At 72.3% G+C, this 25,107-nt stretch carries 24 protein-coding genes and 1 pseudogene; 10 read left to right on the top strand and 15 right to left on the bottom strand.

All coding sequences use genetic code 11. The features are described 5' to 3' along the window. Positions 1–36: 36 nt before the first annotated feature. The 5 genes from AB0C62_RS07110 to AB0C62_RS07090 form a co-directional block, all read right to left on the bottom strand. Positions 37–666 (bottom strand): class I SAM-dependent methyltransferase, encoded by a 630-nt coding sequence (locus AB0C62_RS07110; RefSeq protein ID WP_362970348.1) that lies wholly within the window; start codon positions 664–666, stop codon positions 37–39. A 154-nt stretch (positions 667–820) separates the two neighbouring features. Then, entirely contained in the window at positions 821–1,405 is a 585-nt protein-coding gene (locus AB0C62_RS07105) for a hypothetical protein (protein WP_362970346.1), read from the bottom strand. Positions 1,406–1,481: 76 nt separating this feature from the next. Next, the gene (locus tag AB0C62_RS07100) at positions 1,482–1,685 is read right to left on the bottom strand and encodes a cold-shock protein (RefSeq protein ID WP_037622929.1); all 204 of its coding nucleotides are present in this window, start codon (positions 1,683–1,685) and stop codon (positions 1,482–1,484) included. 404 nt (positions 1,686–2,089) lie between these two features. Beyond that, on the bottom strand, positions 2,090–2,686 hold the full coding sequence (locus AB0C62_RS07095; protein WP_362970344.1) for a lamin tail domain-containing protein: 597 nt from the start codon (positions 2,684–2,686) through the stop codon (positions 2,090–2,092). 370 nt (positions 2,687–3,056) lie between these two features. Continuing rightward, positions 3,057–3,509, bottom strand: coding sequence for a DUF1801 domain-containing protein (locus AB0C62_RS07090; protein ID WP_362970342.1), 453 nt, complete (start codon positions 3,507–3,509; stop codon positions 3,057–3,059). Positions 3,510–3,673: 164 nt separating this feature from the next. Here AB0C62_RS07090 and AB0C62_RS07085 point away from each other — a divergent pair, with 164 nt between their 5' ends. Beyond that, on the top strand, positions 3,674–4,282 hold the full coding sequence (locus AB0C62_RS07085; RefSeq protein ID WP_362970340.1) for a TetR/AcrR family transcriptional regulator: 609 nt from the start codon (positions 3,674–3,676) through the stop codon (positions 4,280–4,282). Positions 4,283–4,318: 36 nt separating this feature from the next. On the opposite strand, the gene AB0C62_RS07080 is transcribed toward AB0C62_RS07085, so the two are convergent. After that, entirely contained in the window at positions 4,319–5,557 is a 1,239-nt protein-coding gene (locus AB0C62_RS07080; RefSeq protein WP_362970338.1) for an MFS transporter, read from the bottom strand. A gap of 361 nt (positions 5,558–5,918) precedes the next feature. Between AB0C62_RS07080 and AB0C62_RS07075 the strand changes: the two genes are divergently transcribed. Next, positions 5,919–7,427 (top strand): hypothetical protein, encoded by a 1,509-nt coding sequence (locus tag AB0C62_RS07075; RefSeq protein ID WP_362970336.1) that lies wholly within the window; start codon positions 5,919–5,921, stop codon positions 7,425–7,427. Between the two features lie 52 nt (positions 7,428–7,479). Here the strand turns inward: AB0C62_RS07075 and AB0C62_RS07070 are convergent, their stop codons facing one another. Beyond that, on the bottom strand, positions 7,480–7,629 hold the full coding sequence (locus tag AB0C62_RS07070) for a hypothetical protein (RefSeq protein ID WP_362970334.1): 150 nt from the start codon (positions 7,627–7,629) through the stop codon (positions 7,480–7,482). Positions 7,630–8,353: 724 nt separating this feature from the next. Between AB0C62_RS07070 and AB0C62_RS07065 the strand changes: the two genes are divergently transcribed. The 6 genes from AB0C62_RS07065 to AB0C62_RS07040 all read left to right on the top strand — a co-directional run bounded on the left by AB0C62_RS07065 (position 8,354) and on the right by AB0C62_RS07040 (position 16,908). Continuing rightward, a complete protein-coding gene (locus AB0C62_RS07065; RefSeq protein WP_362970332.1) occupies positions 8,354–9,643 on the top strand; it encodes an ABC transporter substrate-binding protein in 1,290 nt (429 codons plus the stop codon). Positions 9,644–9,695: 52 nt separating this feature from the next. Continuing rightward, positions 9,696–10,637, top strand: coding sequence for a sugar ABC transporter permease (locus AB0C62_RS07060; protein ID WP_362970330.1), 942 nt, complete (start codon positions 9,696–9,698; stop codon positions 10,635–10,637). A gap of 16 nt (positions 10,638–10,653) precedes the next feature. Then, entirely contained in the window at positions 10,654–11,481 is an 828-nt protein-coding gene (locus AB0C62_RS07055; protein ID WP_362970328.1) for a carbohydrate ABC transporter permease, read from the top strand. After that, positions 11,478–12,524 carry a LacI family DNA-binding transcriptional regulator gene (locus AB0C62_RS07050; RefSeq protein WP_362970326.1) on the top strand — a complete coding sequence of 349 codons (1,047 nt, stop codon included), beginning with the start codon at positions 11,478–11,480 and terminating at the stop codon, positions 12,522–12,524. Before AB0C62_RS07055 ends, AB0C62_RS07050 begins: the two co-directional genes overlap by 4 nt. Before the next feature lie 71 nt (positions 12,525–12,595). Continuing rightward, positions 12,596–14,530 carry a cellulase family glycosylhydrolase gene (locus tag AB0C62_RS07045; RefSeq protein WP_362970324.1) on the top strand — a complete coding sequence of 645 codons (1,935 nt, stop codon included), beginning with the start codon at positions 12,596–12,598 and terminating at the stop codon, positions 14,528–14,530. Continuing rightward, the gene (locus AB0C62_RS07040) at positions 14,527–16,908 is read left to right on the top strand and encodes a glycoside hydrolase family 3 N-terminal domain-containing protein (RefSeq protein WP_362970322.1); all 2,382 of its coding nucleotides are present in this window, start codon (positions 14,527–14,529) and stop codon (positions 16,906–16,908) included. The genes AB0C62_RS07045 and AB0C62_RS07040 overlap by 4 nt, the downstream gene beginning before the upstream one ends. 92 nt (positions 16,909–17,000) lie before the next feature. Here the strand turns inward: AB0C62_RS07040 and AB0C62_RS07035 are convergent. From AB0C62_RS07035 to AB0C62_RS07025, 3 genes and pseudogenes are all read right to left on the bottom strand, one after another. Next, positions 17,001–17,688 (bottom strand): annotated as a pseudogene (locus tag AB0C62_RS07035) (M24 family metallopeptidase). Positions 17,689–17,719: 31 nt separating this feature from the next. After that, the gene (gene cynS, locus AB0C62_RS07030; protein WP_362970320.1) at positions 17,720–18,163 is read right to left on the bottom strand and encodes a cyanase; all 444 of its coding nucleotides are present in this window, start codon (positions 18,161–18,163) and stop codon (positions 17,720–17,722) included. Positions 18,164–18,355: 192 nt separating this feature from the next. Next, complete coding sequence (locus AB0C62_RS07025) at positions 18,356–20,401, bottom strand: BTAD domain-containing putative transcriptional regulator (protein WP_362970318.1); 2,046 nt, start codon at positions 20,399–20,401, stop codon at positions 18,356–18,358. Between the two features lie 208 nt (positions 20,402–20,609). On the opposite strand from AB0C62_RS07025, the gene AB0C62_RS07020 reads away from it, so the two are divergent. Next, positions 20,610–21,491: an alpha/beta hydrolase gene (locus AB0C62_RS07020; protein ID WP_362970316.1), complete on the top strand. Its 882-nt coding sequence runs from the start codon at positions 20,610–20,612 to the stop codon at positions 21,489–21,491. Between the two features lie 24 nt (positions 21,492–21,515). Here AB0C62_RS07020 and AB0C62_RS07015 read toward each other — a convergent pair whose 3' ends face one another. After that, on the bottom strand, positions 21,516–22,007 hold the full coding sequence (locus tag AB0C62_RS07015) for an NUDIX domain-containing protein (RefSeq protein WP_362970314.1): 492 nt from the start codon (positions 22,005–22,007) through the stop codon (positions 21,516–21,518). 96 nt (positions 22,008–22,103) lie between these two features. On the opposite strand from AB0C62_RS07015, the gene AB0C62_RS07010 reads away from it, so the two are divergent. Then, a complete protein-coding gene (locus tag AB0C62_RS07010; RefSeq protein WP_362970312.1) occupies positions 22,104–22,682 on the top strand; it encodes a hypothetical protein in 579 nt (192 codons plus the stop codon). A 49-nt stretch (positions 22,683–22,731) separates the two neighbouring features. On the opposite strand, the gene AB0C62_RS07005 is transcribed toward AB0C62_RS07010, so the two are convergent. Genes AB0C62_RS07005 through AB0C62_RS06990 form a run of 4 tightly spaced genes read right to left on the bottom strand, consistent with a single transcriptional unit; the run spans position 22,732 to position 25,017 of the window. Beyond that, positions 22,732–22,959, bottom strand: a complete 228-nt coding sequence (locus AB0C62_RS07005) for a hypothetical protein (protein WP_362970310.1) — start codon at positions 22,957–22,959, stop codon at positions 22,732–22,734. A gap of 36 nt (positions 22,960–22,995) precedes the next feature. Then, on the bottom strand, positions 22,996–23,223 hold the full coding sequence (locus AB0C62_RS07000; RefSeq protein ID WP_362970308.1) for a hypothetical protein: 228 nt from the start codon (positions 23,221–23,223) through the stop codon (positions 22,996–22,998). Beyond that, complete coding sequence (locus AB0C62_RS06995) at positions 23,220–24,794, bottom strand: amidohydrolase (protein ID WP_362970306.1); 1,575 nt, start codon at positions 24,792–24,794, stop codon at positions 23,220–23,222. Before AB0C62_RS06995 ends, AB0C62_RS07000 begins: the two co-directional genes overlap by 4 nt. Positions 24,795–24,801: 7 nt before the next feature. After that, the gene (locus AB0C62_RS06990; RefSeq protein ID WP_355876299.1) at positions 24,802–25,017 is read right to left on the bottom strand and encodes an MbtH family protein; all 216 of its coding nucleotides are present in this window, start codon (positions 25,015–25,017) and stop codon (positions 24,802–24,804) included. Positions 25,018–25,107 lie beyond the last annotated feature (90 nt).

The raw sequence follows: 25,107 nt of genomic DNA, 5'->3' as shown, positions 1-25,107 counted from the left end.
GTTCACCGCTGACGCCCGTTCGTCGTCGGTGCCGGCTCACACCCTCGTCATGGCCACGCGCCAGGCACGGATGCCCACCTCGTCCAGGGTGATCTCGATCGTCGCCGGCTCGATGACGTCGACCCGCAACGCGCCCTCGAACGCCTCCGTGATGTCGTCCCGCGACAGCCGGTGCGGGCCCCTGCGGCCCGAGTCCGGTTCCCGGTCGCTGAAGCAGAGCATGAAGTAGCGCCCGCCCGGGCGCAGGGTCTCGTGCAGTCCGCTCGTGAAGGCGGGGCGGTCGTCCGGGGCGAGGAGGTGGAACAGTCCGGAGTCGAGCACGGTGTCGAAGCGCTCTCCCAGATCGGTGAGCCGCCGGGCGTCGTGGTGCAGGAACCGCACGGCGGCCCCGCGTCGCTGTGCCTTGTCCTCGGCGGTCCGCAGTGCCGTGGCGGCGAGGTCGATGCCGGTGACGTCGAGCCCGAGGCCGGTGCACATGAGGGCGTGCTCGCCCGTCCCGCAGCCGACGTCCAGCACCCGTCCCCGGATGGCGCCCGACCGGGCGAGATCGAGGAAGGCCGGCTGCGGACGCCCGATCTCCCAGGGCGGCCGGACGGTGTACAGATCGTCCAGTTCCTGCCAGGGGTTGGGCACTTCGGGGTCTTCGGGCGGGGGCTGTGCGGTCATGCGATCGACCTTCCACCGCTGCCGCCGCCCGGCTCCGGCCCCGGCGCGTGTCACGGCAGCGCTCCGGCGGCCGACTCTACGCCGAGGATGCCGGTCGTGCCGGTCGTGACCGTCGAGTGGCGCGGGTCGGCGCCTGCCGTGGGGAGGGGACGCCTCAGGGGCGCGTGATGACCGGCCGGCCGGTCGTGCCGTGGTCCTGAGTCGTGGCGGGTCGGGTTCCGGTGGCCGGGCCGAGGAGGCCCCGCAACCGGTCGCAGACCCGCTGCACGTCGGACGCCTCGGGCAGCTCGCCCGCCTCGCCCATGGCCAGTTGCAGCGCGGGTCCGAAGGTGTCGAAGCGGTCCATGTCCTCGCGGGTGACCGGCTGGACGACGAAGTGGATGTGTCCCGGTACCCCACCGACGTGCGACCACAGGCACACGTACACCTGTTCAGGGTCCATGACGGTGGTGACAGCGGCGCTGATCCGCTGCAGCAAGGGGCCCAGTTCGGCGGACTCTCCCACCGTCAACTCGGCGAGGTGCAGGACGTGTCGCGCCGGCTTGACGACGACGGTTCCCAGGCCGAAGGGGCCGACGCAGTGCTCGACCACCCATGCGTCCGTACGCAGGACGGTCCCGCCCGGCAGAGGGGCGTCACCCGTCATCAGGTCGCACGCGAGACAGCCGCGCACCGGGCCGGACCCTTCGCCCGACGATGCTCCGACCATCCCGTACCCCGGCCTCTCGCGCCTGGTCACGTGCGTGGTTCCCGGCCGGGCACGGTGTCTCGGGCGTGAACGCTCCATGAGACACCGTGCCGGTGTTGTGCCGGGATCAGGCGGGGGTGATGTTCTCCGCCTGGGGGCCCTTCTGGCCCTGCGTGATGTCGAACGTCACGGCCTGGCCCTCCTGGAGCTCACGGAAGCCGGTGGCGTTGATGTTGGAGTAGTGGGCGAAGACGTCGGGGCCGCCCCCGTCCTGCGCGATGAAACCGAAGCCCTTTTCGGCGTTGAACCACTTGACGGTTCCGCTGGCCATGCCAATGCCTCTCAATTCAATGACGGATCCGCACCACGCGGACCCGGAGGTGGTCGTCCTGGTCCTCGGGCACTGCACAGCAAAACGCCCGCACCAAAGCGCGGGCGAGGACTGCGAACCACGACATCTGCGGGAGACGTTACACGGAGACTTCACCCCTCACCAGAGAGCAAGGACCCTCAGGTGAAACAGTGTTGCCCGGGGTTGGGGACATTTCGGCGTGAGCCGCCACAGGAGCCCGCAGACGCGCCCGTACGCCCGAACGGGGAAGACCCGCACCCCGGTGGGTGCGGGTCTTCCGAGGCGAGGCCGTCGACCGGGTTCCGGTCCGGTGGGCGCGGGGCCTGGCAGAGCCCTGACGGTGTCGGACGGTATCCGTGGGCGGCCTCGCTGCCAGGAGGTGCTCAGCGGCCGTCGTGCCCGCGGCCGCGGTCACGGTCGTGGTCGTGACCGTGGTCCTGACCACGCCCGGTGTTGCGGTCGTGGTCGCGACCGTGGTCCTGGCCGCGGCCGGTGTTCCGGTCGTCGTCACGGTCGTGACGCTGACCCCAGGAGACGCTGTCGACGAAACGGCCGCGGTCGGTCTTCAGCGTCGCGACGTCGGAGCGGTTGTCCCACACCTCGCGGCGACGGTCCTGGAACAGGTCCTTCGAGGTGTCGTGGCCGACTCCGGTGTGGACGCGGACGGTCGAACGGGCCGCCAGCCGGTAGTGACGGAACGTGTAGCGGTTGCCGTCCCGGTCCGAGAGCGTCCAGCCGTTCAGGCTGACGGCGCGCCACGTGGAGTTGGTGACCTCCACCCACTCACCGTTCAGCGAACCGTTCGAGCGGCTGTCGACGCCGGGCGCGTCGCTCTGCACCCGGCTGATGGCGACGGGCGACCGCTCGGCACGCGGTCCCGGGGCGGCGGAGGCCGAGACCGCGGCCGAGCCGACCAGGGCGCCGGCTGCCAGCGCCGCGGCCACCAGACGGCGGACCGGGACAGACGTGTAAACAGACATGAACGCTCCTCAAGGTGCGAGAGCCGGTCACACCCCCGGCATCACCCCTGAAAGAAGGGCTGAGTTGAAGGGTGCGACCTGTGCGGATCCCGGCCCCGTTGGCCGAGGACCCACAACTTCCTCCTCGCACCCGCCGCACGACGGGCGACACGGGAGCGCTGTTACCAATTGCGCACATATCGGTTACAGAAGACTGCATCGTCAATTTATGCAATGAATAAGGATGAATAGCCCACTCCGGGCGTCAACTCCCGTACGCCTCAGGTCATCCGGTCACCGCCGGCTCGGCCCGCTCCCCCAGGCCCGTCCCGCCGCCATCCGAAAGTGGGTAACAGCGCCCGGCGCCGTCGCGGGGCGCCGTCGGCGGGTCTCAGCCCACCGCCTGCTTCACGAGGGCCTCGATGCGCTTCTCCACCGCGTCCGTCACCTCGGTCAGGGCGAAGGCCGATGCCCACATCGCTCCGTCGTCCAGCTTCGCCTCGTCGCTGAACCCGAGCGTCGCGTAACGGGCCTTGAACTTCTCCGCGCTCTGGAAGAAGCACACGACCTTGCCGTCCAGTGCGTAGGCGGGCATTCCGTACCAGAGCTTCGGCGCGAGGACCGGCGCACTCCTCGTGACGACGGCATGGACGCGCTCCGCCATGACCCGGTCGGCGTCCGGCATCTCGGCGATCTTCGCGAGCACGTCGCGCAGCGCCTCGGCCGCCTTGTCCGCGCGCGACCCGCGGCGCGCCGCCTTCTTCAGTTCCTGGGCGTGATCCTTCATCGCGGCCCGCTCCTCGGCCGTGAATCCCTCGTGCTTACCGCTTTCGGTGCTGCTCATGGCAGATCTCCCCCTTGAGAATCCGGCGAGGCGGGATCGCGGGCGTCCGTCGTGCAGACGCACCGCCGTTCCGGCAACGACACGCACCGTGCCGATCGAGACTGAATCTTGCTCGCCGCGGCCACCGTTGTCAACGGCACACCCCGTGTCGATAGAGTGCCGGTATGACCGACACGCCTGCCACACCACGGCGCCGCGGCTCCGTTCGCACCGAGGAGCTGCTGGAGGCGACCCTCGACCTGGCGGCGGAGGTCGGCTACGCGGGCCTGAGCATCGAGGCGGTCGGGCGACGGGCCGGGGTCGGCAAACACACGATCTACCGGCGGTGGCCCTCGAAGGCCGCGCTGTTGCTCGACGCGCTCAGCCGGGTCTGGACGAGCGACCTGGACTACGGCGACACGGGGAACGTCCGCGCGGACCTGCGGGAGCAGTTCCTGCGCTCCGGGAAGGCACTCTCCAGCCCTCCGATCGGCCCGGTGTACCGAGCGGTCATCGCCGAGGCGCAGGCCGACGCCGCTCTGCGGGCGACGCTGCACGAACGGTTCCTGGTGACCGTCGAGCGGAGCACGCTCGACCGGATCGCGCGTGCGCAGGACACGGGTGAACTGGCCCCGGGCGTGGACCTGGAGTTCGCCGCCGAGGTGCTGTGCGGCGCCCTGTACTACCGCAGCCTGCTGTCGGCTCGACCGATCGACGAGGCCGCGGTCGATGGCCTGTTGGACATGTTCATGGCCGCGTACGGGATGGCGGGCCGGGCATCCGGCGGCGCGTAGTGGCCCTGCCCGCCGCCGCCTTGGACACGGCGGGCGTCAGGCGGCGCGGGTCGTCCGCGCGCGGGTGAGGGGCGACGGGCGGCCGCTCCGGTGGTGGTGGGCCCGTCGGACGGCGAACGGCGCGGACAGTCCCGTCAGCGCGAACAGCACCCCCACGACGTACCAGCCGGGACGGCCCCAGGTGATGCAGAGCGCGATGAGGAGCCCCGGGCCGAGGGCCTCGGCGAGCCCCGCACCCAGGCCGAAGACTCCCAGGTACTGGCCGGTGGCGTGGGATGGAGCGAGGGCGAAGGAGACTTCGAACCCGGCTGCGGAGTGCCACAGTTCGCCGAGCGTGTGGACGACCACGGCGGCGATGAGCAGCATCGCGGCGGCCCGTGCCGGTACGCCGGCGGCCAGCGGGACCATCGAGCAGGAGACGAGGAACGCCACCCCGGCCCGGCGGTAGGCGTGGCCGCCCGCGGTCGGGGAGTCGACGCCGCGGCCGACCCGCACCTGGAGGGCCACGACCATGACCGTGCCGGTGAGCATGGTGCCCGAGATGAGCCAGTGCGGCGCCTCGGTGGCATTGACCAGCCAGAGCGGGATGGCGACGGTGAGCACCTTGAACTGGATGGCCATGACGCCGTCCACGGCGGTGAGCAGCAGATAGGGGCGGTCTCGCAGGGCGCCCCAGCGGGGCCCCGCGACAGGCTCGGCGACGGGCGCGACCGGCGGGAGGAGGAACAGGAGCGCGGCGGCGACCAGGAAGGCGACGGCGTTCCCGACGACCATGAGCTGGTACGCGGTGACGGTGCCCACCTGCACGACCCAGCCCGCGGCCAGGGCCCCGAGCGAGACACCGACGTTGGTCACGGCACGGAGGTAGGCCCGGAACGCCTGCGGCCGGGCCCCGCCGTAGTGCCGGATGAGCGGGGAACGCGCGGCCGTTCCCGCGGCCTTCGCGCCGGTGGCCGCGCAGACGGCGAGCACGAACGGCCAGAAGCTGTCGGCCAGGACGAAGGCGGCCGTGGTCAGGGCCTGGATCAGGAGGGTGGCCAGGTAGACACCGCGCGCTCCGTACCGGTCCGCCAGATGGCCCACCGCGACACCCAGGGCCAGCGCGACGATCCCGGCGATGCCGAGTCCGAGTCCCACCCGACCGGCCGGAAGGTGGACGGCCTGCGTGAAGTACAGGACGCCGGCGGTCAGGTAGAGGCCGCTGCCGACGGTGTAGACGAAGTTCGAGGACGCGAGGACGCGCTGCGGTCCGGTGTCCGGGATCAGGCGGGGCATGGCGGAACTCCACGTCACGGGGCAGGAGGTGCAGGAGGTAAGGACCCCTAGAGCTTGTTGCATATTACTTGCAAGAGCAAGAGGCTCGCCGCGAACGGAGGGATCTTTGGGTCCACCCCTGTCCGCCCCGGCTTCCCGTTCGACACGAAGGGGCCCTGAATCGTCGGGCAGTTGTGACGTTCGGGGCGGGCCGCCGGGGTGGTCGGCGCCAGGTGAAGCGCGCACGCGGTGAAATACCCTCTGTCGCCGCTCGCCGACTGACCGTACGCTGACAAGTCCTGGAACTTCGGGCGTGATTGACGGGGGGAACGTCATGTCCTGGGATCAGCACGGATCAGGTGACCACTTCGTGGTTCCACCGATGCCGACGGCACCGCCACCCGCTCCGGCGGACCCGTGGCGGGCCGTCGCGGTGGCACTGCTCAACCTCTCGGGACTCGGACTCGGGTACGCCGTCCTGCGGCGCTGGGTTCTGATGGCCGTGTGCTGGGTCGCCACGGCCATCCTGCTCCTGGTGGCCCTGCCGGCGGACCCGGACGGTGTCCCGGGCGCTGCGGTCGTGATCTACGTTCTCTTCCTGCTGCTCGCCGCCGCCCACGGCGCCTCGGTCGGCCTGCGGACGCGCTTGGCGCTGCTGCCCGGTGCCCTGATCGCGGCGGTGCTCGGCATCGTGCTGCTGGCCGTCCCTGCCGGTGGAGTCGCCCTGTACGGCGACGCTCGCGACGAAGCCACCGAACAGATGCTGCTGGACCGGCTGGAGCGGGCGGACCACCTGGTCGAGCAGTCCGGGAAGCAGCCGTTCCGCACGGTCGAGGCCGACTACCGCCGGGCCCTCGCCGTCTACGACGGGCTCAGCGACGACCACGCGGGCTCACGCGCGGCCCGGCAGGTCCCCGACCGGCTCAGGACGTACTACTCCACGGTCGCCGCGCCCTACGAGCAGAAGGACTACTGCGCCGCCGTACCTCCGCTGAAGTACCTCCGTACGGTCCCGCGCGCGATCGCGAAGAAGGAGCTGGGGAATCTGACCACCTGGCCCGACGACCGGCTGGCCACCTCGCTCTACAGCTGCGCGGCGGCGTCGCTCAGTGCCGGGGCGGGCGACTGGACGACGCAGTTCGGCGAACTCCTGTCGACGTTCCCGGAGTCCGAGCAGGCGGGCAAGGTGGAACCCGCCGTGCGGGACGCGGTCGACAAGACGGTCAAGTCGGTGGGCGGTGACGACCCCTGTGCGGCGGTCGCCCGGTTGGAGACCCTCAGTACCCAGGTGCGGGGGCTGCACGGTGAGCAGGCCGGGCTGGACGACACTTTCGGCAAGGACGCCGACAGGGCGGCGCGGAGCGCGAGTTCGGGTACGTACGCCTGCGGGGTGGACCAGTACAAGGGCGCGAAGTACGCCGAGGCCGTCACCACGATGAACGACTTCGCCAAGAGCAACCCGCACGACAGGAACCGGGCGCGCGCGCGGAAGATCGCCATCGCCGCCGAGGTGGCCCAGACGGTACCCGCGGCCGGCAAGCGGCTGCCGGGCACGGCCTCGGGCGGCAGCATCGCCGTGACCGTCAAGAACGACAGCCCCGACGACATCACGGTCCTCTACACCGGACCCGTGACCGGCAGCTTCACCCTCAAAGGCTGCGGAAAGTGCTCCACCTACTCGCTCGGCAGCACCATCACCATCGGCTTCAAACCGTGCAGCGACAGCGGCAGGAACTACCCCCAGAAGACCATCCGCCTCCCCGTCGGCACGACCTACTTCGTCCACAAGTCCCACACCGCGACGGGCAAGACCCCGGCCTCGGACACGGCGAAGCTGCGGCCGGGCTACGTGTACACCGAGTGTGCGTATACGACGAGTTACGGGTACTGACTCCGGGCACCGACCGGACTCGGGCTCCGAGCGCCTCAGCCTCTCTGTCCCCTCAGAGCTGCCGCGAGGCCCATCGCGAAGTGGCGGCCACTCCGGCGGTGGCGGCCGGGGCGGCGGCCACTCCGGGAAGCGCGCTCAGGACCGTTGCCCCGAGCCCGGCCGCCAGAGCCGCACGCCGGGCCGGTCCGCTGCGTCGCGGCATGCGTTCATCCATGGTGCGCCCCAAGTCCGGGAGAAGTGCGGGTGATCGAGCGGGGCGGACATACAGGGTGAGGCGCCCGGCGGATTCGCCCCGGACGGGGTACGCGGCCGCCCGCACGGCGCGCAACAGCCCCGGAGCACGGCAGCCCGGTTCCGTAGCCCGCCAGACCCGCAGACCCTCCGCACCTCGGGCACGCCGGGCACGCGACCCGCCGCACGCGCAGCACCGGAAGCACCTCCGACGCGCCGCACTCACCAGGCATGTTCGTGTCCGCGCGGACCGCCGAAGCCAGCAGCGCGGGAGCACTCTCGCCCTATACCCGGATCATGCCAGTTCACGGCGAGTCGAACGCTTTGGGTAGTTGGCCTGCAACGCGTCGGTACGCACCAAGCAGAGGGCAGCCGGTACGCCGCCTCCCTCGATCTCTTTCTCGGTGGCCGGGCACGCGGTGGGCCGAGCGGTTCCGCCGTCCGATCGCTTCACCCCTCAGCCGCGGAGCCCGTGAAGTCCGGTCACGCAAGAGGCACTTGGGGGAGGGCAAGGGCGCGCGGGGCCATGCCTCTCCGTCCGTCCTCTCGGCACGAACCACCTCGGGGCGTCGTCATCAGCCTGTCCGCGTGATCGCCCCACCCTTGACCCCGGCCTGTTCGCCTCCTAAAGTCCTCGCACCTTTTGAGGTACATCGATTAACCAGTCGTTAACCGCTTGGTTGGAGACAACCGCTGTGCGCTCTTCGCTGACCCGGCGCGGCCTTCTCGCCGCCGGCTCCGGCCTGGCTACGGCCGCCGCCCTGCCCGCTCTGTCCGGCTGCTCGTCACTGGCCTCGGCGGACTCCGATCCGGACACCCTCGTCATCCACACACAGCTCGGCACGACCGCGCCGGGCTCCCCCACCTATCTGTCGGCCCTGGACCGGTTCCGCAAGGAGAACCCCGGGCTGAAGGTCAAGAACCTCGTCAACGGCGACGACCTCGGCCAGGTCTACGAGACCTCACGGCTGGCCCGTAAAGAGGCCGACGTCGTCATGGTCAACCTCTACGACAAGACGCTGGCCTGGACGGACGTCGACGCGACCGTGGACGTGGCGCCGTACCTCGACTCCTGGGGGCTGCGCGAGCGCGTCCTGCCCACCGCGCTGTCCGCCTGGACCGACGGCAAGGACCGGCTGCGGGCCTTCCCCTACTTCGCCACGAACTGGCCGGTCGCCTACAACCGCGCGCTGCTCGACCGGGCCGGCGTCGACGAGATACCCGCCACGGGCGACCAGCTCGTCGCGGCCGCCCGCAAGCTGCGGGCCAAGGGAATCGCTCCGGTCACCGTCGGCGGCAACGACTGGACCGGGCAGAAACTCCTGGCCCAGATCATCCAGACGTTCCTCTCCCAGGACGAGGCCCGGCACGTCTACACGACCGGCGACTTCTCCGGCCGGGGCGCCCGCGAGGGCATCCAGTACTTCGTGGACCTGCGGGACGCGGGCGTCTTCGCGGACAAGGCCCAGGGGCTGACGTCCGACTCCATGACCACGCAGTACAACACCCGGTCCGCGGCGATCCAGTCGGCGATGTCCTCCGCCCTGGCGAAGGTGCCGGAGGCCGTGGCGCGGCACACCGAGGTGGGCGGCTGGCCGCTGGCCGAGCGGTCGGCCCACGAACGCCCCACCATCATCCGCGCCTTCACCCTCATCGGTTTCTGGATCAGCCCGAACGGCGTCCGCAAGATCGAGCACGTGGAGAAGTTCCTGCGGTTCATGTACCGGCAGGACACCGTGGCGCGCTTCGTGAAGGAGAGCGGCCGCGACATGGCGCTGCGCACGGACGCCGTCAGCGGTGACTTCCCGCTGGTCGCGGCGGCGCAGCGGCTCGGCTCCGAGGTGAGTCAGGTGCTGCTGCCCGACGTGTACGTGCCGCCGGCCGCGGCGCAGCCGCTGATCACCGCGACCAGTACGTCCTTCACGCGCGGCACGAGCGCGGCCCGGGTCCGCGCCACGCTCGAAGCCGCCTACCGGTCCGCATGAGCCGGCCGCCCGCCTCCATCGTTTCCGCCGAGCAGTTCCCGGGAGTCACCGCATGACGACGCTGACGACGACACCGGACGGTACCGCGGTCCGCCGCTCCGCACCGCCCGCCCCTCCAGCCGCGGCAGGCCGCGCCACCCGGCAGGGCGGCACCGTGCTCGCCGTGCCCGCGCTGGTCTGGTACCTCGTGTTCATGGTCGGGCCGATGATCGCCATCTTCGTGATCGCGGCGTTTCACTGGCCGGGCATGCTCCAGCCGGTGTCCTTCGCGGGACTCGGCAACGTCCGTACGGTGTTCGCCGATCCCGTGTTCTGGGACGCCACGCGCAACACGGCGGTCCAGCTCGCCGTCGCGCTGCCGGTGATGATCGTGTGCGCCTACATGCTGGGCTACTACGTGGCGCAGCGGCCGCCGGGGCACAAGGTCATCCGCTATCTGCTGTTCATACCGGGGCTGATCTCGACCCCGGCGAAGGCGATGGTGTTCTACGCGGCCCTGTCGCCGGACGGTCTGGCCAACGGCGCGTTGCAGGGGATGGGCCTCGGTTCGCTGACCGACGCGTGGCTGGCGTCGCCGTCGACTGCCCTCGGCTGTCTGATCGCCCTGGACGTCTGGGGCGGAATCGGTTTCACCGCGGTGCTGTTCGCCGCCCGCCTCGGCAGCGTGCCCGACGAGCTGGGCGAGGCGGCCCAGTTGGACGGAGCGGGGCACTGGCGCACCATGTGGGCGGTCCACTTCCCCGTGATCCGTGACTACGTGGGTGTCGTGACGATGCTCCAGTTCCTGTGGACGCTGTTCGGCTCGGCGCAGCACGTGCTGCTGCTCACGCAGGGCGGCCCGGGGACCTCGTCCACCACCCTGTCGTTCCTCGTCTACCAGAAGGCGTTCATCGCGGCGGACCTCGGCTACAGCCAGACCGTCGGTGTCGTCCTCTTCCTCGCCGGGCTCGTCGGCCTCCTGGCGATCCGCCGCGTCTTCCGCCAGACCTACTGATTCGGAGCAGCACAGAATGAAGCTCGGCAAGCGCTGGCTCCCGGCCCATGTCCTGGTGTGGACGTACGCGGTGCTGCTCGTCATCCCGCTCTACTACTTCCTCGCCTCGGCCTTCAAGACCAACGACGAGATCTTCGCGCACCCCCTGGCGCCTCCCACGTCCTTGGGTCTCGGCAACTTCCGGACCGCCTTCGACAGCGCCGACCTGGGCCTGTCGGTCGTCAACTCGGCCGTGGTGACGCTGTTCTCCCTAGCCCTGACCCTGCTGCTCGCCGTGCCGGCCGCGTTCGCGATCGCCCGGTCGACGGGGCGTTCGGCCGCGGTGATCGAGCGGGTCTTCTCGCTGGGGTTCCTCATCCCCACGTTCGCCGCGCTGTTCCCCACCTTCCTGCTCGCGGCGGCGACCGGGCTGTTCCACACCCGGACGTTCATGGTGCTGTTCCTGCCGGCGACGGCGATGCCGCTGTCCGTGGTGATCCTCGTCCAGTTCATGCGGACGATCCCCCGGGAGATGGAGGAGGCCGCACGGCTGGACGGGGCGTCGACCTTCGCCGTACTGCGGCACATCTACACGCCGATGTGCCTGCCCGGTATCGCCACCGTGCTGCTGCTGAACTTCCTGACCTTCTGGAACGAGTACCTGTACTCGCTGGTCATCATCGGCCCCGACCCCTCGCAGCGCACGGTCCAGGTCGCGCTGCCGACGCTGAAGTCGATCACCGGCACGGACTACGGGGTGCTGACGGCGGGCACCGTCCTGACGCTGATCCCGGTCTGGGTCGTCTACACGATCCTCCAGAAGCGCATGCAGCAGGCCCTGGTCAGCGGGGCGGTGAAGATGTGAGCGCCTCCACCGAGGAGACGGGCCGGCGTCCCACCATCAAGGCGGTCGCGGCGGCGGCCGGTGTGTCGACCGCCGCGGTCTCCCAGGCCTTCAACCACAAGGGCCGCCTCTCGGAGGCGACGCGGCGACGGATCCTCGACGCGGCGCTGGAACTGGGCTGGTCGCCCAGCGCCCCCGCCGCCGCCCTGCGCAACGCCCGTACGCGCAGCCTCGCCCTGGTGGTCCGGCGGCCCACCGACGTGCTCGGCGCGGACCCGCACTTCAGCGAGCTGATCACCGGCATAGAGGGCGAACTCGCGCCGCGCGGCTACGGGTTGCTGCTGCACCTGGTCAGCGGCCCGCAGGAGGAGCACGCGCTGTACGAGCGGCTCGCCGCCGAGGGCCGGGTGGACGGTGCGGTACTGACCGACGCCCGCGACGACGACGCGCGGCCCGCGCTGTTGGCCCGGCTGAAACTGCCGGCGGTCCTGCTCGGATCGCCGGACGGCAGGGCCGTCCTCCCCCGGGTCGGCCTGCTCGACCAGGGAGCGGGCATCGAGGAGGTCGTCGCGCATCTGCTGGGGCTCGGGCACCGGCGTGTCGCGTACGTCGCGGGACCCGCGGAACTCCAGCACACCCGGCTGCGCGGGGCCGCCTTCGAGACGGCGTTGCGCGCGGCGGGGCTGCGCCCCTTCGCCGTCCTGCACACCGACTTCACCGAGCGTTCCGCGGTCGCGGCGACGCAGGCCCTGCTCGACGCCGACGGCCGCCCCACCGCCGTCGTCTACGCCAACGACTCCATGGCCGTCTGCGGCATCGGCACCGCGCAGCGTGCCGGGCTGAGCGTCCCGCGCGACCTGTCGGTCGTCGGCTACGACAACCTGCCGCTCGGCCGCTGGCTGCACCCCCGCCTGACCACGGTGGACCAGCGGGTCCAGGAGGTCGGCGCGGCGGCCGCCCGCATGCTGCTCGCCCTGTGCGGCGAGGCGGTCGAGGACACCCCGCTGGCCGGACGCCCCCGTCTGGTGGTCCGCGAGTCCACCGGGCCCGCGCCCGCCGGCTGACAGCACGACCCCGCTCCGCCGCCCGTGGGCGGCGGAGCCGCACCACGCACCCGCAACCATTGAGAAGGACCATGCGACGCCACAGCGCCCAGCTCACCCACGACTCCACCGTCCTGCCCTGGCTCGGTGCCAACTTCTGGTCCCGCACCGGCGGTCCGCTGATGTGGCGGAACTACGACCCGAAGATCGTCCGTGAGGAACTCGGTGTGCTCCGCGAGCACGGGCTGACGATGACCCGGTCGTTCTTCTACTGGCCGGACTTCCACCCCGAGCCGCACCGGATCGACGACGCACTCTGCGAGCGTTTCGAGGACTTCCTCGACGCGCATCGGGAGGCGGGCATGGGGACCGTGCCCACATTCATCGTCGGGCACATGTCCGGGGAGAACTGGGACCCGGTCTGGCGGGGCGGCCGCGATCTGTACGAGGACGTGTGGATGGTCGGCCGCCAGGCGTGGTTCGTGTCGCGGATGGCCCGCCGCTTCAAGGACCACCCGGCGGTCACCGGCTGGCTGATCACGAACGAGATGCCCGGCTACGGACGTGTCTACCAGGTGGACCCGCCCTCCTCGGACGTGGTGACGGCGTGGGCGCAGGCCATGTGCAACGCGGTGCGCGCCACTGGCGCCACGCAGCCGGTGTCCCTGGGCGACGGCGCCTGGGGCATCGAGGTGACCGGTCGCGACAACGGCTTCTCGCTGCGGGACACCGCCGAGTACGTCGACTTCGTGGGCCCGCACGTGTACCGCTCGGACACCGACCGGCCGCGCCAGCACTACCGGGCCGCGTTCGAGTGCGAGCTGGCCGCGGTGACCGGACAGCCCGTCGTGCTGGAGGAGTTCGGCCTCTCCACCGACACGGTCTCGGCGCGCAACGCGGGCGTCTACTACCGCCAGACCCTGCACAACTCGCTGCTCGGCGGGGCCACCGGCTGGATCGCCTGGAACAACACCGACTACGACGACCTCTGGGACCAGTCCCCCTACGACCACCACCCCTTCGAGATGCACTTCGGCATCACCGACTCGACCGGCGCCCCCAAGGAGCCGCTCCGCGAGATCGCCACCTTCGCCGACGTGTTGCGCGCCGTGGACTTCGCGGGCTGCTCCCGCGCCGACGCGGACGCCGCACTGGTCGTGCCCGCCTTCCTGGAGCGCGGATACCCCTACAGCCGGGCCGCCGACCGGCCGCTGATCTTCACGTCCCTGCACCAGAGTTACGTCACCGCGCGCGCCGCCGACCTGCCCGTGGCGTTCACCCGCGAGGCCGACCGCCTGCCCGGGGACGCGTCGCTGTACCTGCTGCCGGCCACCCGCCAGCTCACCACCCGCACCCGCCGGGAACTCGCCCGACGGGCAGCGGCGGGCGCCACCGTGTACCTGTCGTTCTGCTCCGGCGAGCACCCCGCGACCCGCGGCCCCTGGTTCGACGACCTCGACGGACTGTTCGGCGTTGAGCTCCAGTTGTCGTACGGGGTGGCCGAACCGATCCTCGACGACGTGCTGGAGATGACGTTCACCGAGGACTTCGGCGGACTGCGCGCGGGCGAGGTGCTGCGCCTGCCGGTGGCGGGGAACGAGGACAGCCGCGCCTATCTGCCCGTCGAGCCGCGCGGCGCCCGGGTCGTCGCCGTCGACGCCCACGGCCGTCCCGCGCTGCTGGTGAACGAGACCGGCACGGGCCGCACGGTCCTCGCCACCTATCCGCTGGAGCACATGGCCGCCCGCACCGCGCACGCGAACCCGGACGCGACGCACCGGCTGTACGCGGCGCTCGCGCAGGTGGCGGGGGTCCACCGTCCGGTCACGGTCGCCGATCCGCACGTCGCGGCGGACGTCCTCGCGCACACCGACGGGCGGCGTTTCGTCTGGCTCGTCAGCCAGAGCCCCGAACCGCTCACCGTGTCCCCCGTCAGCGACGGCACGCTGCACGACCTGCGGTCCGGCGCTCAGGTGTCGGACGTGACGATCGACGGCTACGGCGTCACGGTCCTGGAACTGCGATGACCCCTCCCCCGTACCGCGATCCGGTGTACCGCGATCCGTCGGCCCCGGTGCCGGAACGCGTCCGCGACCTGCTGGGACGGATGACGCTGCCGGAGAAGGTCGGCCAGGTCAACCAGCGCCTGTACGGCTGGCACGCGTACGAGCGCGCCCCGGGCGGCCACCGGCTCACGGACACCTTCCGCGACGAGGTGAGCGCCTTCGGCGGCATGGGCGCGCTGTACGGACTCCAGCGCGCCGACCCGTGGTCCGGGGTCGGATTCGAGGACGGTCTCGACGCGCGCGACGGCGCCCGGACGGCCGAGACGGTGCAGCGGCACGTCCGGGAGAACACGCGGCTCGGCATTCCGGTGCTGCTGGTCGAGGAGATGCCGCACGGCCATCAGGCCCTCGACGGGACGGTGCTGCCGGTGAACCTGGCGGCGGGTGCCACCTGGGATCCGCCGTTGTACGCGGAGGCGGTGGCCGGCGCCGCCGCGGAGCTACGGGCCCGTGGTGCGCACCTCGCCCTGGTCTCGGCCCTCGACGTGGTGCGGGACCCGCGCTGGGGGCGCACCGAGGAGTGCTTCGCCGAGGACCCGTACCTCGCGGCCCGGATGACCGAGGCGGTGGTCGAGGGCGCGCGGGCGTCCGGGATCGGCGTGGTGCTCAAGCACTTCGCGGGGCAGGGTGCCTCGGTCGGCGGACGCAACAGCGCCGCCACGGAGTTGGGGGCCCGGGAGCTGCACGAGATCCATCTGGCGGCGGCCCGGGCCGGTGTGTCGGCGGGCGCGGCCGGGGTGATGGCCGCCTACAACGAGTTCGACGGTCTGCCCTGTGTCGCCAACCGGTATCTGCTCACCGAACTGCTGCGTGACCGCTGGGGGTTCGAGGGCGTCGTGATGGCGGACGGCGGCGCGATCGACCGGCTGGTCCGACTGACGGGCGATCCGGTGGCCGCGGGGGCCCGTGCGCTCGACGCCGGCTGTGATCTGAGCCTGTGGGACGCTTCGTTCGCGCGTCTCGCCGAGGCCCTCGACCGCGGGCTGGTCGCGGAGGAGCGGCTCGACGCGGCGGTGACGCGCGTACTGTCGTTGAAGTTCCGGCTCGGACTGTTCGAGGACGCGGCGTCGGCCTTGACGGAATCGAGTGGCGGGACCGCCGGCACCGCCTTCAAGGGGCGGGTTCACAAGGGAAGTTCGGCCGGACCAAATGGTCTCCCCGATCCGGGTGACGTGTCCGACCTCGTCGACCTGGCCGGTCTCGGTGAGCGCATCGCGCGCGCCTCGGTCACCCTCCTCGTGCACGAGGGCGATGTCCTGCCGCTGTCCCCCGGCACGAGCCGGATCGCCGTGCTCGGCCCGAACGCCGATGCCGTCGCCCCCCTGCTCGGCGACTACACGGCACCGCAGCGGCCGGGCACCGGTGTCTCCATCCTCCAGGGGATCCGCGCGGCGGCCGCACCGGGAACCGAGATCACGTACACCGAGGGGTGTGCCCTGGTGGGGGACGACGTCTCGGAGGTGGCCGCGGCGGCCGGTCTCGCGGCCGCCGCTCAGGTCGCCGTACTGGTCCTCGGCGGGTCGAGCGCCCGCTCCGGGGACACCGTCTTCGACACCAACGGCGCGGCACTCACTGGGTCGGGGCCGCCCTCCGGCATGACGTGCGGCGAGGGCGTCGACCTCGCGGACCTGGCGCTCCCGGCCGGCCAACGGGCTCTGCTGGACGCCGTGTCCGCGACGGGGACGCCCGTCGTCGTGGTCCTGGTGCAGGGCCGCCCGCACGCGGTCCCCGCTCCCCGGAGCCGCACGTGGGCCCTGCTGAGCGCCTGGTACCCGGGCCCTCGCGGTGGCCGCGCGGTGGCCGACGTACTGTTCGGCAACGCCGAGCCCCGGGGCCGGCTGCCGGTGTCGGTGCCGCGTTCCGCCGCGCACCTGCCCGTGTTCTACAACGGCAAGGACCACCGGTACCGCGGCTACGTCGACCAGAGCGCCGAGGCACGGCACGCGTTCGGCCACGGCCTGTCGTACACCACTGTCGAGTACGGGATGCCACGGCTGTCCCGGGACCGGGTCACCGCGGGCGCGCCGCGGCTCGTCTGCCGGGTCACGGTCCGCAACACGGGCGCCCGGACGGCCCACGAGACGGTGCAGTTGTACGTGCGCAGGCTGTCCGGCGGCACGGCATGGCCGCGGGTCCGGGAGCTGCGCGGTTTCGTGCGGCTCGACATCGCACCGGGGGCGGAGGCGGAGGCGGTGTTCGCGATCGGCCCCGACACGCTGGCCTCGGTGGGCCGGGACCACGAAGGCGTGGTCGAGGCGGGGGCGGTCGCCCTGGAGACGGGGCCCGCCTCCGACCGGACCCAGGCGGCTCGGCTGGAGATCGGCCCCTCCTCGGGGTGACGTCGGGCGGCGTGCGGTGGGCGGAACCGGCGGGTGCCGGAGAGACAGGCGCCCCTGGCGCGGATACCCCACAACGCACGCCGCGACGGCGGTCAGAGGTCCGGCAACTCCTCGTAGAAGCCGCCGAAGCCACGGTCCAGGTCGACCAGGTGGATCTCCAGGATCCAGTGGAGGAGTCGTCCCGCCTCGTCCGTGCGGCGCAGGGGCCTGTCGTTGGCGGGCACGATGTGGGAGTCGACGTCCTGCCAGTCGTTGTGCTCGGGCGGGAACTCTCCGACCAGGTGGCCCGCGTGCCGGCCGCCCAGCGTCCAGCCCGCCTCCACGGCCAGCCGTTCGACCTCGGCGTAGAGCTGTTCGCCGGTGATGTCCGGGTCCGCCTCGAAGACCCGGCGCCCCGCTGCGAAGACGGTGGCCAGGTCGTCGCACAGGCGGTGCTTGACCGGGTCGTCGCCGAGCACGAAGGTGCGCCCCGAAGTCGGCCTCGAACTCCTCGAAGATCGGACCGAAGTCGGCGAAGACGATGTCGTCGGCGCCGATGACCAGGTCCGGCGGGTTCTCCCGGTAGGGCAGCAGGGTGTTCGGTCCGGACCGCACGATGCGCCTGTGCCAGTAGTGGGTGGTCCCGAACATCTCGTTCGCCAGGTCGCGGATCCTGTCGCTCACCGCGCGTTCGCGCTGCCCCGCCGCAACCAGGCGCCTCGTCTCGATCTCCGCGAACAGGGCCGCCGCCTTGTCCTGGGCGTCCAGCAGCCGCGCGGCGCGCGTGGGTTCGTCCGTCACGTCGCCCACGGTGGGAGGTCGGGCCCGGTGGCTACCACTGGTACGGGAGGTACTTTCCGTCGAGGGTGACGACGACGCGGTCACCCGCGGGGTCGGGAACGCGGCGGACGTCGAGACGGAAGTTGATGGCGCTCATGATGCCGTCGCCGCACTGCTCGTGGATCAGTTCCTTGATGGTGGGTCCGTAGACCTGGACCACCTCGTAGAGGCGGTAGATCGTGGGGTCCACGGGGACGGCCGCGTCCAGGGCTCCCCTGGTCGGCTGGAGCTGGAAGGCGAGGGCGGCGTCGTCACCGAGTTCGAGGAGTGCCGCGGCCGTCGACGCCGAGTCCTTGTCCATGGGGTGCTGGCCGAGCAGGGCCGCCGTGGTCCAGGCGAGCGGTTTGCCGACGGCGTCGGCCAGTTGCGCCCAGGTGACTCCCGTCCTCACCTTGGCCTGTCGGACGGCTTCGGCGGCTTCGTGCTTGCTGAGCATGCATGTCTCCGTTCCCGGACCGCGCTCCTCGCGACACGCCGCCCAGCGTAGGAGTTCGCTCCCGGCCCGACAATGGCGCGCACGGAAGGGGGACTTCGGGACCCGGCCGTTGAACTGGCCCTTTCCACGCGTCACTTGTCGTCGTCACCTGCTGCTGACATCTCCGGCCGCGCGCACGACCGTGCACCTCGGTCACCCGCGTCCGTCGAGGTCCCACAGTGCCGACTCCGCGGCGCGCAGGTGCCGTTGGACCGGGCCGAAGGAGATCAGCCCGCTGCCGGCACCCGCGTACTCCCCTGTCGCGCGGGCGAGTTCGTCCCTGGACCGGCGCAGCACGCTCTCGTGTCCGACGGCCGCCGCCGCCCGGGCCAGCAGACACCACAGGGCCTCCTGGAGCAGGTCGTGGGGCGGCCTGGGGACGGAGGCGAGCGCCCGGCGGGCCTGCTCGGTCGCGCCCTCGCCCGCCAGCAGCAGGGGCCGCACCCACGGTTCGTACGGGCCGGGGTCGATGCGGCGGAGGCTGCCGGGTCGGGGGAGCTCGTCACCGCGCAGGACCGGGACGAGGGCGACCAGCGCGGATGCGCCGAGGGCGAGGCCGGGCATGCCGCAGTCCGCGGTGGCCGCGAGCGTCTGCGCGTAGTGCGGCCGGGCCGCTTCCCAGCCGTCGGTCTCACAGGTACGCAGGGACCGGTACCAGGAGGTGAACACCGTTGCCAGCGGGCGTTCGTGACGGTGCGCCAGGCGGTCGACCGCGTCGGCCTCCTCGTCGGCGGTCGTCAGGTGGCCCAGGGCACCGAGCGCCTGGACGCGCACGAGGCGCCCCAGGATCTCGTGGCTGGGCAGGCCGTGTCCGGCGGCGAGGGTGGTCAGTTCGTCGCCGAGGGACGCGCGCCGCGCGGCCAGGCCACAGCTGCCGAAGGCCTGCATGAACGCGCCGTTCAGGGCGAAGGCCAGCAGGGCGGGGTCGCCCAGCCCGCGGGCGAGCCGGACCGCCTCGTCGGCGGACCGTTCGGCGCGCGTGCGCCAGGGTTCGGCCGCCGGCTCCGTACCGGCGAGCGGGAGCGGTCCGTCGGCGGCCGCGTCGCCGCGCGACTCCACCGCCACGACCGACAGCAGCCGCGCCCGTAGCGCGGGCGACGTGTCGGCGCCGAGCTCCGCGGCACCGCGTGCGGCGGCCCGCACCAGCGCGGCGGCGTCCTCCGGGTCGTCGGCGCGGGTCCACACCGCCGGGACGTCGTAGGAGCCGATGACGCGGGCGGCCAGGTCCGCGTCGCCGGTGGCGCCCGCCGCCGCGACGACGGCTCCGCGGTGCTCGCGCGCCTCCTCCAGTCCCTCCGCCCCGGTCACGGCCAGCTCGCGCAGCAGGCCGGCGGTGGCGTGCAGCCGCGCCCGCGACCGGGCCGGTACGGACCGCTCCCACGCGGCGGCCGCCCGCCCCCACACCCCGTCGGTGACGCCCGAGCCTGCCGGGTCCGCGGTCCGGGCGTCCGCCGCGCCCTTCAGGATGCGCTCCTCCGCCCGGGCCAGCGCCGGGCCGGGGTCCATCCCCAGGTCGTCGGCGAGGGTCTGCCGGGCGCGTCGCAGCACGGCCAGCGCGTCGCCGCGCCGCCCGGAGCGGTCGAGGGCGGTGGCCAGCAGGACCCAGCCGTCCTCCCGCCAGGGGTGTGCCGCGACGTGGGACTCCAGGTCCGGAACCGCGTCGCGGGCGGCCCCGGTGGCGATCAGCGCGTCGGCCCGTCCCTCGATCGCCCGGAGCCGCAACGACTCCAGCCTCGCCCGCTCCGGCGCCGCCCAGCGGGCCTGCGGGAAATCGGCCAGCGCGGGTCCCCGCCACAGGGAGAGCGCCTCGTCCCAGACGGCGACCGCGGTGTGCGGGGCGGCGGCGCCGGCCCGCGCCGCCGTTTCCTCGAACCGTCCCGCGTCCACCGCGTCACGGCTCACGCGCAGCACGTATCCGGGGCCCTGGGTGACGAGCAGGGTCGGCGGCCGGCGCGTGGGGCGCTCGGGTTCCAGGGCGCGGCGGAGTGCGGCGACGAAGGTACGTACGGCTCCGACGGCACCCTTGGGCGGACCGTCCTCCCACAGGTCGGCGACGAGCCGGTCGACCGGTACGACGCGGTTGCGGGCCACCAGGAGCCTGCCCAGCACCTCACGGTGGCGCGGGGCGCCGAGCGGCATCGGGGCTCCCTCGTCGTCCCAGGCCGCCACCGGCCCCAGCAGTCCGAACTGCACACCCACCGCACGGCCCTTCCGCGAGCCCGCGGCCCCGAGGCCGGGAACTCACTCATCGATCGCTGATCCGGCGCCCGCAGCCTGGACGACGTCCGGGAGATCCCGGACGGACCGGCAGCCGGCGGACCGGTTCGGGCCGATCGGCGCGGGGCGCGTCCGTGCCCGGTCGTCCGGCCCCGGACCACCAACCCTGCCACGAGCACCTGGAGCAGTTGTGACATCCCTGAGCATCCCCGGATTCGCCCAGCACCGCGTGCGGGTCGACGACGGCGTCTCCCTGCACGCGGCGGTCGGCGGCAGCGGGTCGCCGGTCGTGCTGCTGCACGGCTTTCCGCAGACGCACCTGATGTGGCGGCACGTCGCCGCCGACCTCGCCGCCGACCACACGGTCGTCTGCCCCGACCTGCGCGGCTACGGCGCCAGTGACAAGCCCGCCGAGACCGGTCCCGAGGTGTACTCCAAGCGCACCATGGCGAGCGACGTCGTCCGCCTCGCGGCGGAGCTCGGACACGAGCGCTTCGACCTGGTCGGCCACGACCGTGGCGCCCTCGTCGCCTTCCGCGCCGCCCTGGACCATCCGAGGACGGTGACCCGCGTCGCCGTCCTGGACGTGCTGCCGACCCTCGACATGTGGGACGCGCTGCACGGCGTGTCCGCCGCGGTCGGTTTCCACCTCTACCTGATGGCTCAGCCGCCCGGTCTGCCCGAGCGGATGATCGAGGGCGCGCCCGACGCGTTCTTCGGCCACTTCCTCGACGTGTGGGCCGACGACCCCGGCGCGGTCCCCTCCGACATCCGGCGCCACTACCTCGACGCCTGCGCCGCGGCGGTGCCGTCGATCGTCGCCGACTACCGGGCCTCCGCCGGCGTCGACGTCGACCACGACCGTGCCGACCGGGCGGCCGGGAACCGGCTGGCCCTGCCCGTGACCGTGCTCCAGCAGGACTGGGGTGCCGCGCTCGGCTTCCAGGCCGAGAAGCTCTGGAGCGCCTGGGCACCGGACCTGCGCCATCGCACGGTGGACTGCGGGCACTTCATGGCGGAGGAGGACCCCGAGCTGATCTGCGCCGAGATCCGCGCGCTCGGCGAGCGCTGACGCCGGGTCACGGGCACGGCGCCGTCAGCCGGGATCCTGGGGCACGAAGCCCAGGTCGACGGGTGTCGTGGGCGGGCCGTCGCGTCGTACGGCCGCCAGCAGGTCCGGGAGTTGCGGCGGCCACAACGCCTCGGTGGCCGTCGACAGCTCGTCCGGCGACCACCATCTCCCCCGGAGGATCCCGTCGGCGGCGTGCGCCCCGCCGAGTTCGCCGGACAGGTCCCGGCGGGGGCCGCGGCTGAGGAAGATGTGTTCGTGCTGCCGCACGGGGACACCGATCCTGGTGAAGTCGTGCTCCCACAGGCACAACAGCGTGCCGTCGAGGGGGATGTCGTCCCAGCCGGTCTCCTCGCGCAGCTCGCGCCGCGCCGCCTGGAGCGGGGTCTCGCCGGGGTCCAGTCCGCCTCCGGGCAGCGCCCAGTGGACGCCGACCTCCACGTTGTCGTACCGGAACATGAACACAGCACCGGCGGGATCCAGCACCACAACTCTGGCCGCCTGCCTGGCAATCCGCATCGGTTCACATTGTCAGAAGGCGCGAGCCGTGTCGATCGACGCCTGGACGACACCTCGATCTATATACTTAGGTGAGGCTAACCTCATATTGCCTGGGTGGATGAAGCGACCGACACCGATACCCGGTTGGCGGCCTGGGCCGACGACGTCCTGGCACACCTCGACGCGCAGGCCCGGCTCGACCAGGACCTCCTCGTCGCACTCGGGCGTGAGCCGAACCTCCGCGAGGAGACCCTGAACCGCATGGCGGAGGCCGTGCGGGCTGCCGCCCTGGGGATCGACGCCGCCGGATGCGCCGCGGCCGCCGGCATTCCCGAACGCCTGCTGCTCAACTGGCAGGCCCTGGAACCCTCGTTCGCGGACGCCATGACCGCGGCGACCGCCCTGAGCCGGTCGAACGGGCACGGCGAGGAGAAGCCGCTCCCGCTGACCCCGCTCGAACTGCGCACGCTGCTCACCGTCATCCGTGCGGGTGCCGCGCTCGGCGCCGCGGCCGCACGCGTCGGTGTGTCACGCCGCCGTCCGGACGAGGCGCGCATACGCCGTCCGGAGGTGAACGCGCTCATTCTCGCGGCCCGCCGCGCCCGGGCACCGAAGTCCGCGCGCCGGAGCGGATCCTCGCCCGGGCACGGTTATCGCCTCCTTCAGGTCGACGGCGACCCGTTCATCGGATAGCCGCCGCGTCGGCGCCCCGGTCGGCGCCGACGCCGGTGGGACCCGGCCCTCACTCCTCGTCGCCCTCCCGCACGGGCCGGGTGAAGTCCGTCACGACGGCGGCGAGTTCTCGTCTGAGCCACAGCGGGAGCTGGTCGCGGTGACGGTCCTCTCCCGCGGTGCCCCGGTCGACGCGGGCGCCGACCTCGGCGCGGCGGACCACGTCATGGTGCCGGGCTGGGTGGCGCGCACCGGCGTCGTGTGCACCACCGACCGGATGCTCCGCGAGCAGCCGCACGGCAGGACGTCACAGGGTCTGAGGGGTGCCCCCGGTTCAGGAGCAGGGGCGGCCCGGATAGTCGTCGCTCTCCGGTACGCCCGCAGCGCGCATCCTGCGGAGGACCTCACACAGGACCGCCTCATCGTCGATGCCGAGCGGGCCGTTGACGTCCCGGTCGAAGACCAGCGTCTCCGTCGCGGTGTGCCAGATCACCCACCTCAGCGGGTCCGGTGACGCGCCCAACTCCGCCTGGGGATCGGTGCCGTGGGTTCGTACGCTCATGCCGTCGCCTCCGCGGTGTCCTGGCCGGCGACGTACGTCGCGACCACCTCGATGTCGCCGATGCGCGAGACCTCCACCGACCGCGGATCGTCCGCGAGCACGGCCAGGTCGGCCCACTTCCCCGGCGTCAGACTGCCCAGACTGTCCTCCCAGCGACAGGCGAAGGCCCCGGCGACGGTGTACGCGCGCAGCGCCTCGTCCACCGTGACGCCCTCGTCCGGGCCGATCGCCCGGCCCGACCCGGAGACCCGCTCGACCATGAACTGCACGGCCCGTAGCGGTGATCCGTCGGTGACGGGCCGGTCCGAGCTGCCCACCAGCGTGATCCCGTGCCGCAGGAAGCCTCTCCCCCGGTAGAGCCAGGGGGCCCGGCCCGCCCCCATGATCGCGGCGTAGTCGTCGCCGAAGGAGCGCAGGAAGTTCGGCTGGACCACGGCGATGACCCCGAGCCGGGCGAACCGCTCCAGTTGGTCGGGCCGGATCAGGCCCGCGTGCTCGATGCGGTGCCGTGCGTCCGGACGCGGCCGCAGGCGCTGGGCGCGTTCCAGGGCGTCCAGGGCGACATCGGCCGCCCGGTCGCCGATGGCGTGGACGGCGAGCTGCCACCCCGCGAGGTGTCCGTCGACGATGGTCGCGGCGAGCACCTCGGGATCCTCCTGCAACTGGCCCGCGTGGTCGAGGCCTTCGTAGGGGGCGCTCAGGGCGGCGGTGCGCGCCATCATGCCGCCGTCGGTGTAGATCTTGAGCGCTCCCACGGACAGCCACGCGTCGCCGAACCCGGTGCGCAGGCCGAGGTCGAGGGCGCGCGGGATGCCGTCAAAGGCGTGAGCGGCGACCTCGTGCAGCCGGTCGGCGGCCACCATCAGCTGCACCCGCAGCGGCAAGGCACCCTTCTCGCGGGCGAGTTGGTAGGCGCCGAGCTCGACCGGACTGTGTCCGAAGAGCGCGCCGCCGATGCCTGCCTCCGCGACAGCTGTCACCCCCTCCGCGAGACACTCCCGGGCGGCGTGGGCTATCGCGCCGGCCAGTTCCTCCTGGGAGTGGGGCAGCCGCAGGGCCCGGGCCGCGCCCATCGCCCCCTCGGCGAGGAAGCCGTCCTCGTGCGCGATGTGGGCGGGGAGCAGGTCGAGCACGGCGGTACTGACCACGCATCCGTGGCCCGAGTCGTGCGTCAGGAACACCTTGCGCCCGGCGCCGGCCTTGTCGAGTTCCACGGCGCTCAGATGGCGTCCCAGGACCCGCTGGTCGTACCCCGCGAGATGCACCCAGCCGTCGTCGGGAACCTGCGCGGCGACCCCGGCGACGACGGTGAGCACCTCCTCCACGGTGGTGCAGGAGGCGATGCTCGGCGTGCCCGACTTGAGACCGGTCCAGGCCAGATGGACATGGCTGTCGACGAACCCGGGCAGCACGGTGGCCCCTTGGAGGTCGACCACCCGGCGTGCGGGCAGCGAGGTCACCTCCTCGTCCAGGCCCACGATCCGGCCCCGCCAGATGCCGAGGTCGTGGGCGACGGGACGGTCGGGGTCCATGGTGACGAACCGCGCGTTCGTCAGTCGCGTACAGAGCATCGCCGGGTCAGCCCGTCCGCCGCATGCTCTCCACGAGGCTCTTGGGGCGCATGTCCGTCCAGTTGCTCTCGATGTGGTCCAGGCACTGACGGCGCGGGCCGGGGCCGTGCACGACGGTCCAGCCGGCGGGCACGTCGACGAAGTCGGGCCACAGGCTGTACTGGCCCTCGTCGTTGACGAGCACGCGGTACAGGCCCTCGGGGTTCTCGAACGGGTTGGTCATCAGGTCTTCCTCACGGTCTCTCGGGTCGGTCCTGTCCGGTCGGCAGGTCGTGTCGGCAACAGAGATGGCTGGGCTTGAGGGTCGAGGTGG

It is taken from the genome of Streptomyces sp. NPDC048643 (assembly GCF_040650615.1).
Classification (GTDB): Bacteria; Actinomycetota; Actinomycetes; order Streptomycetales; family Streptomycetaceae; genus Streptomyces.
This window is presented reverse-complemented; position numbering and strand designations above follow the sequence as displayed.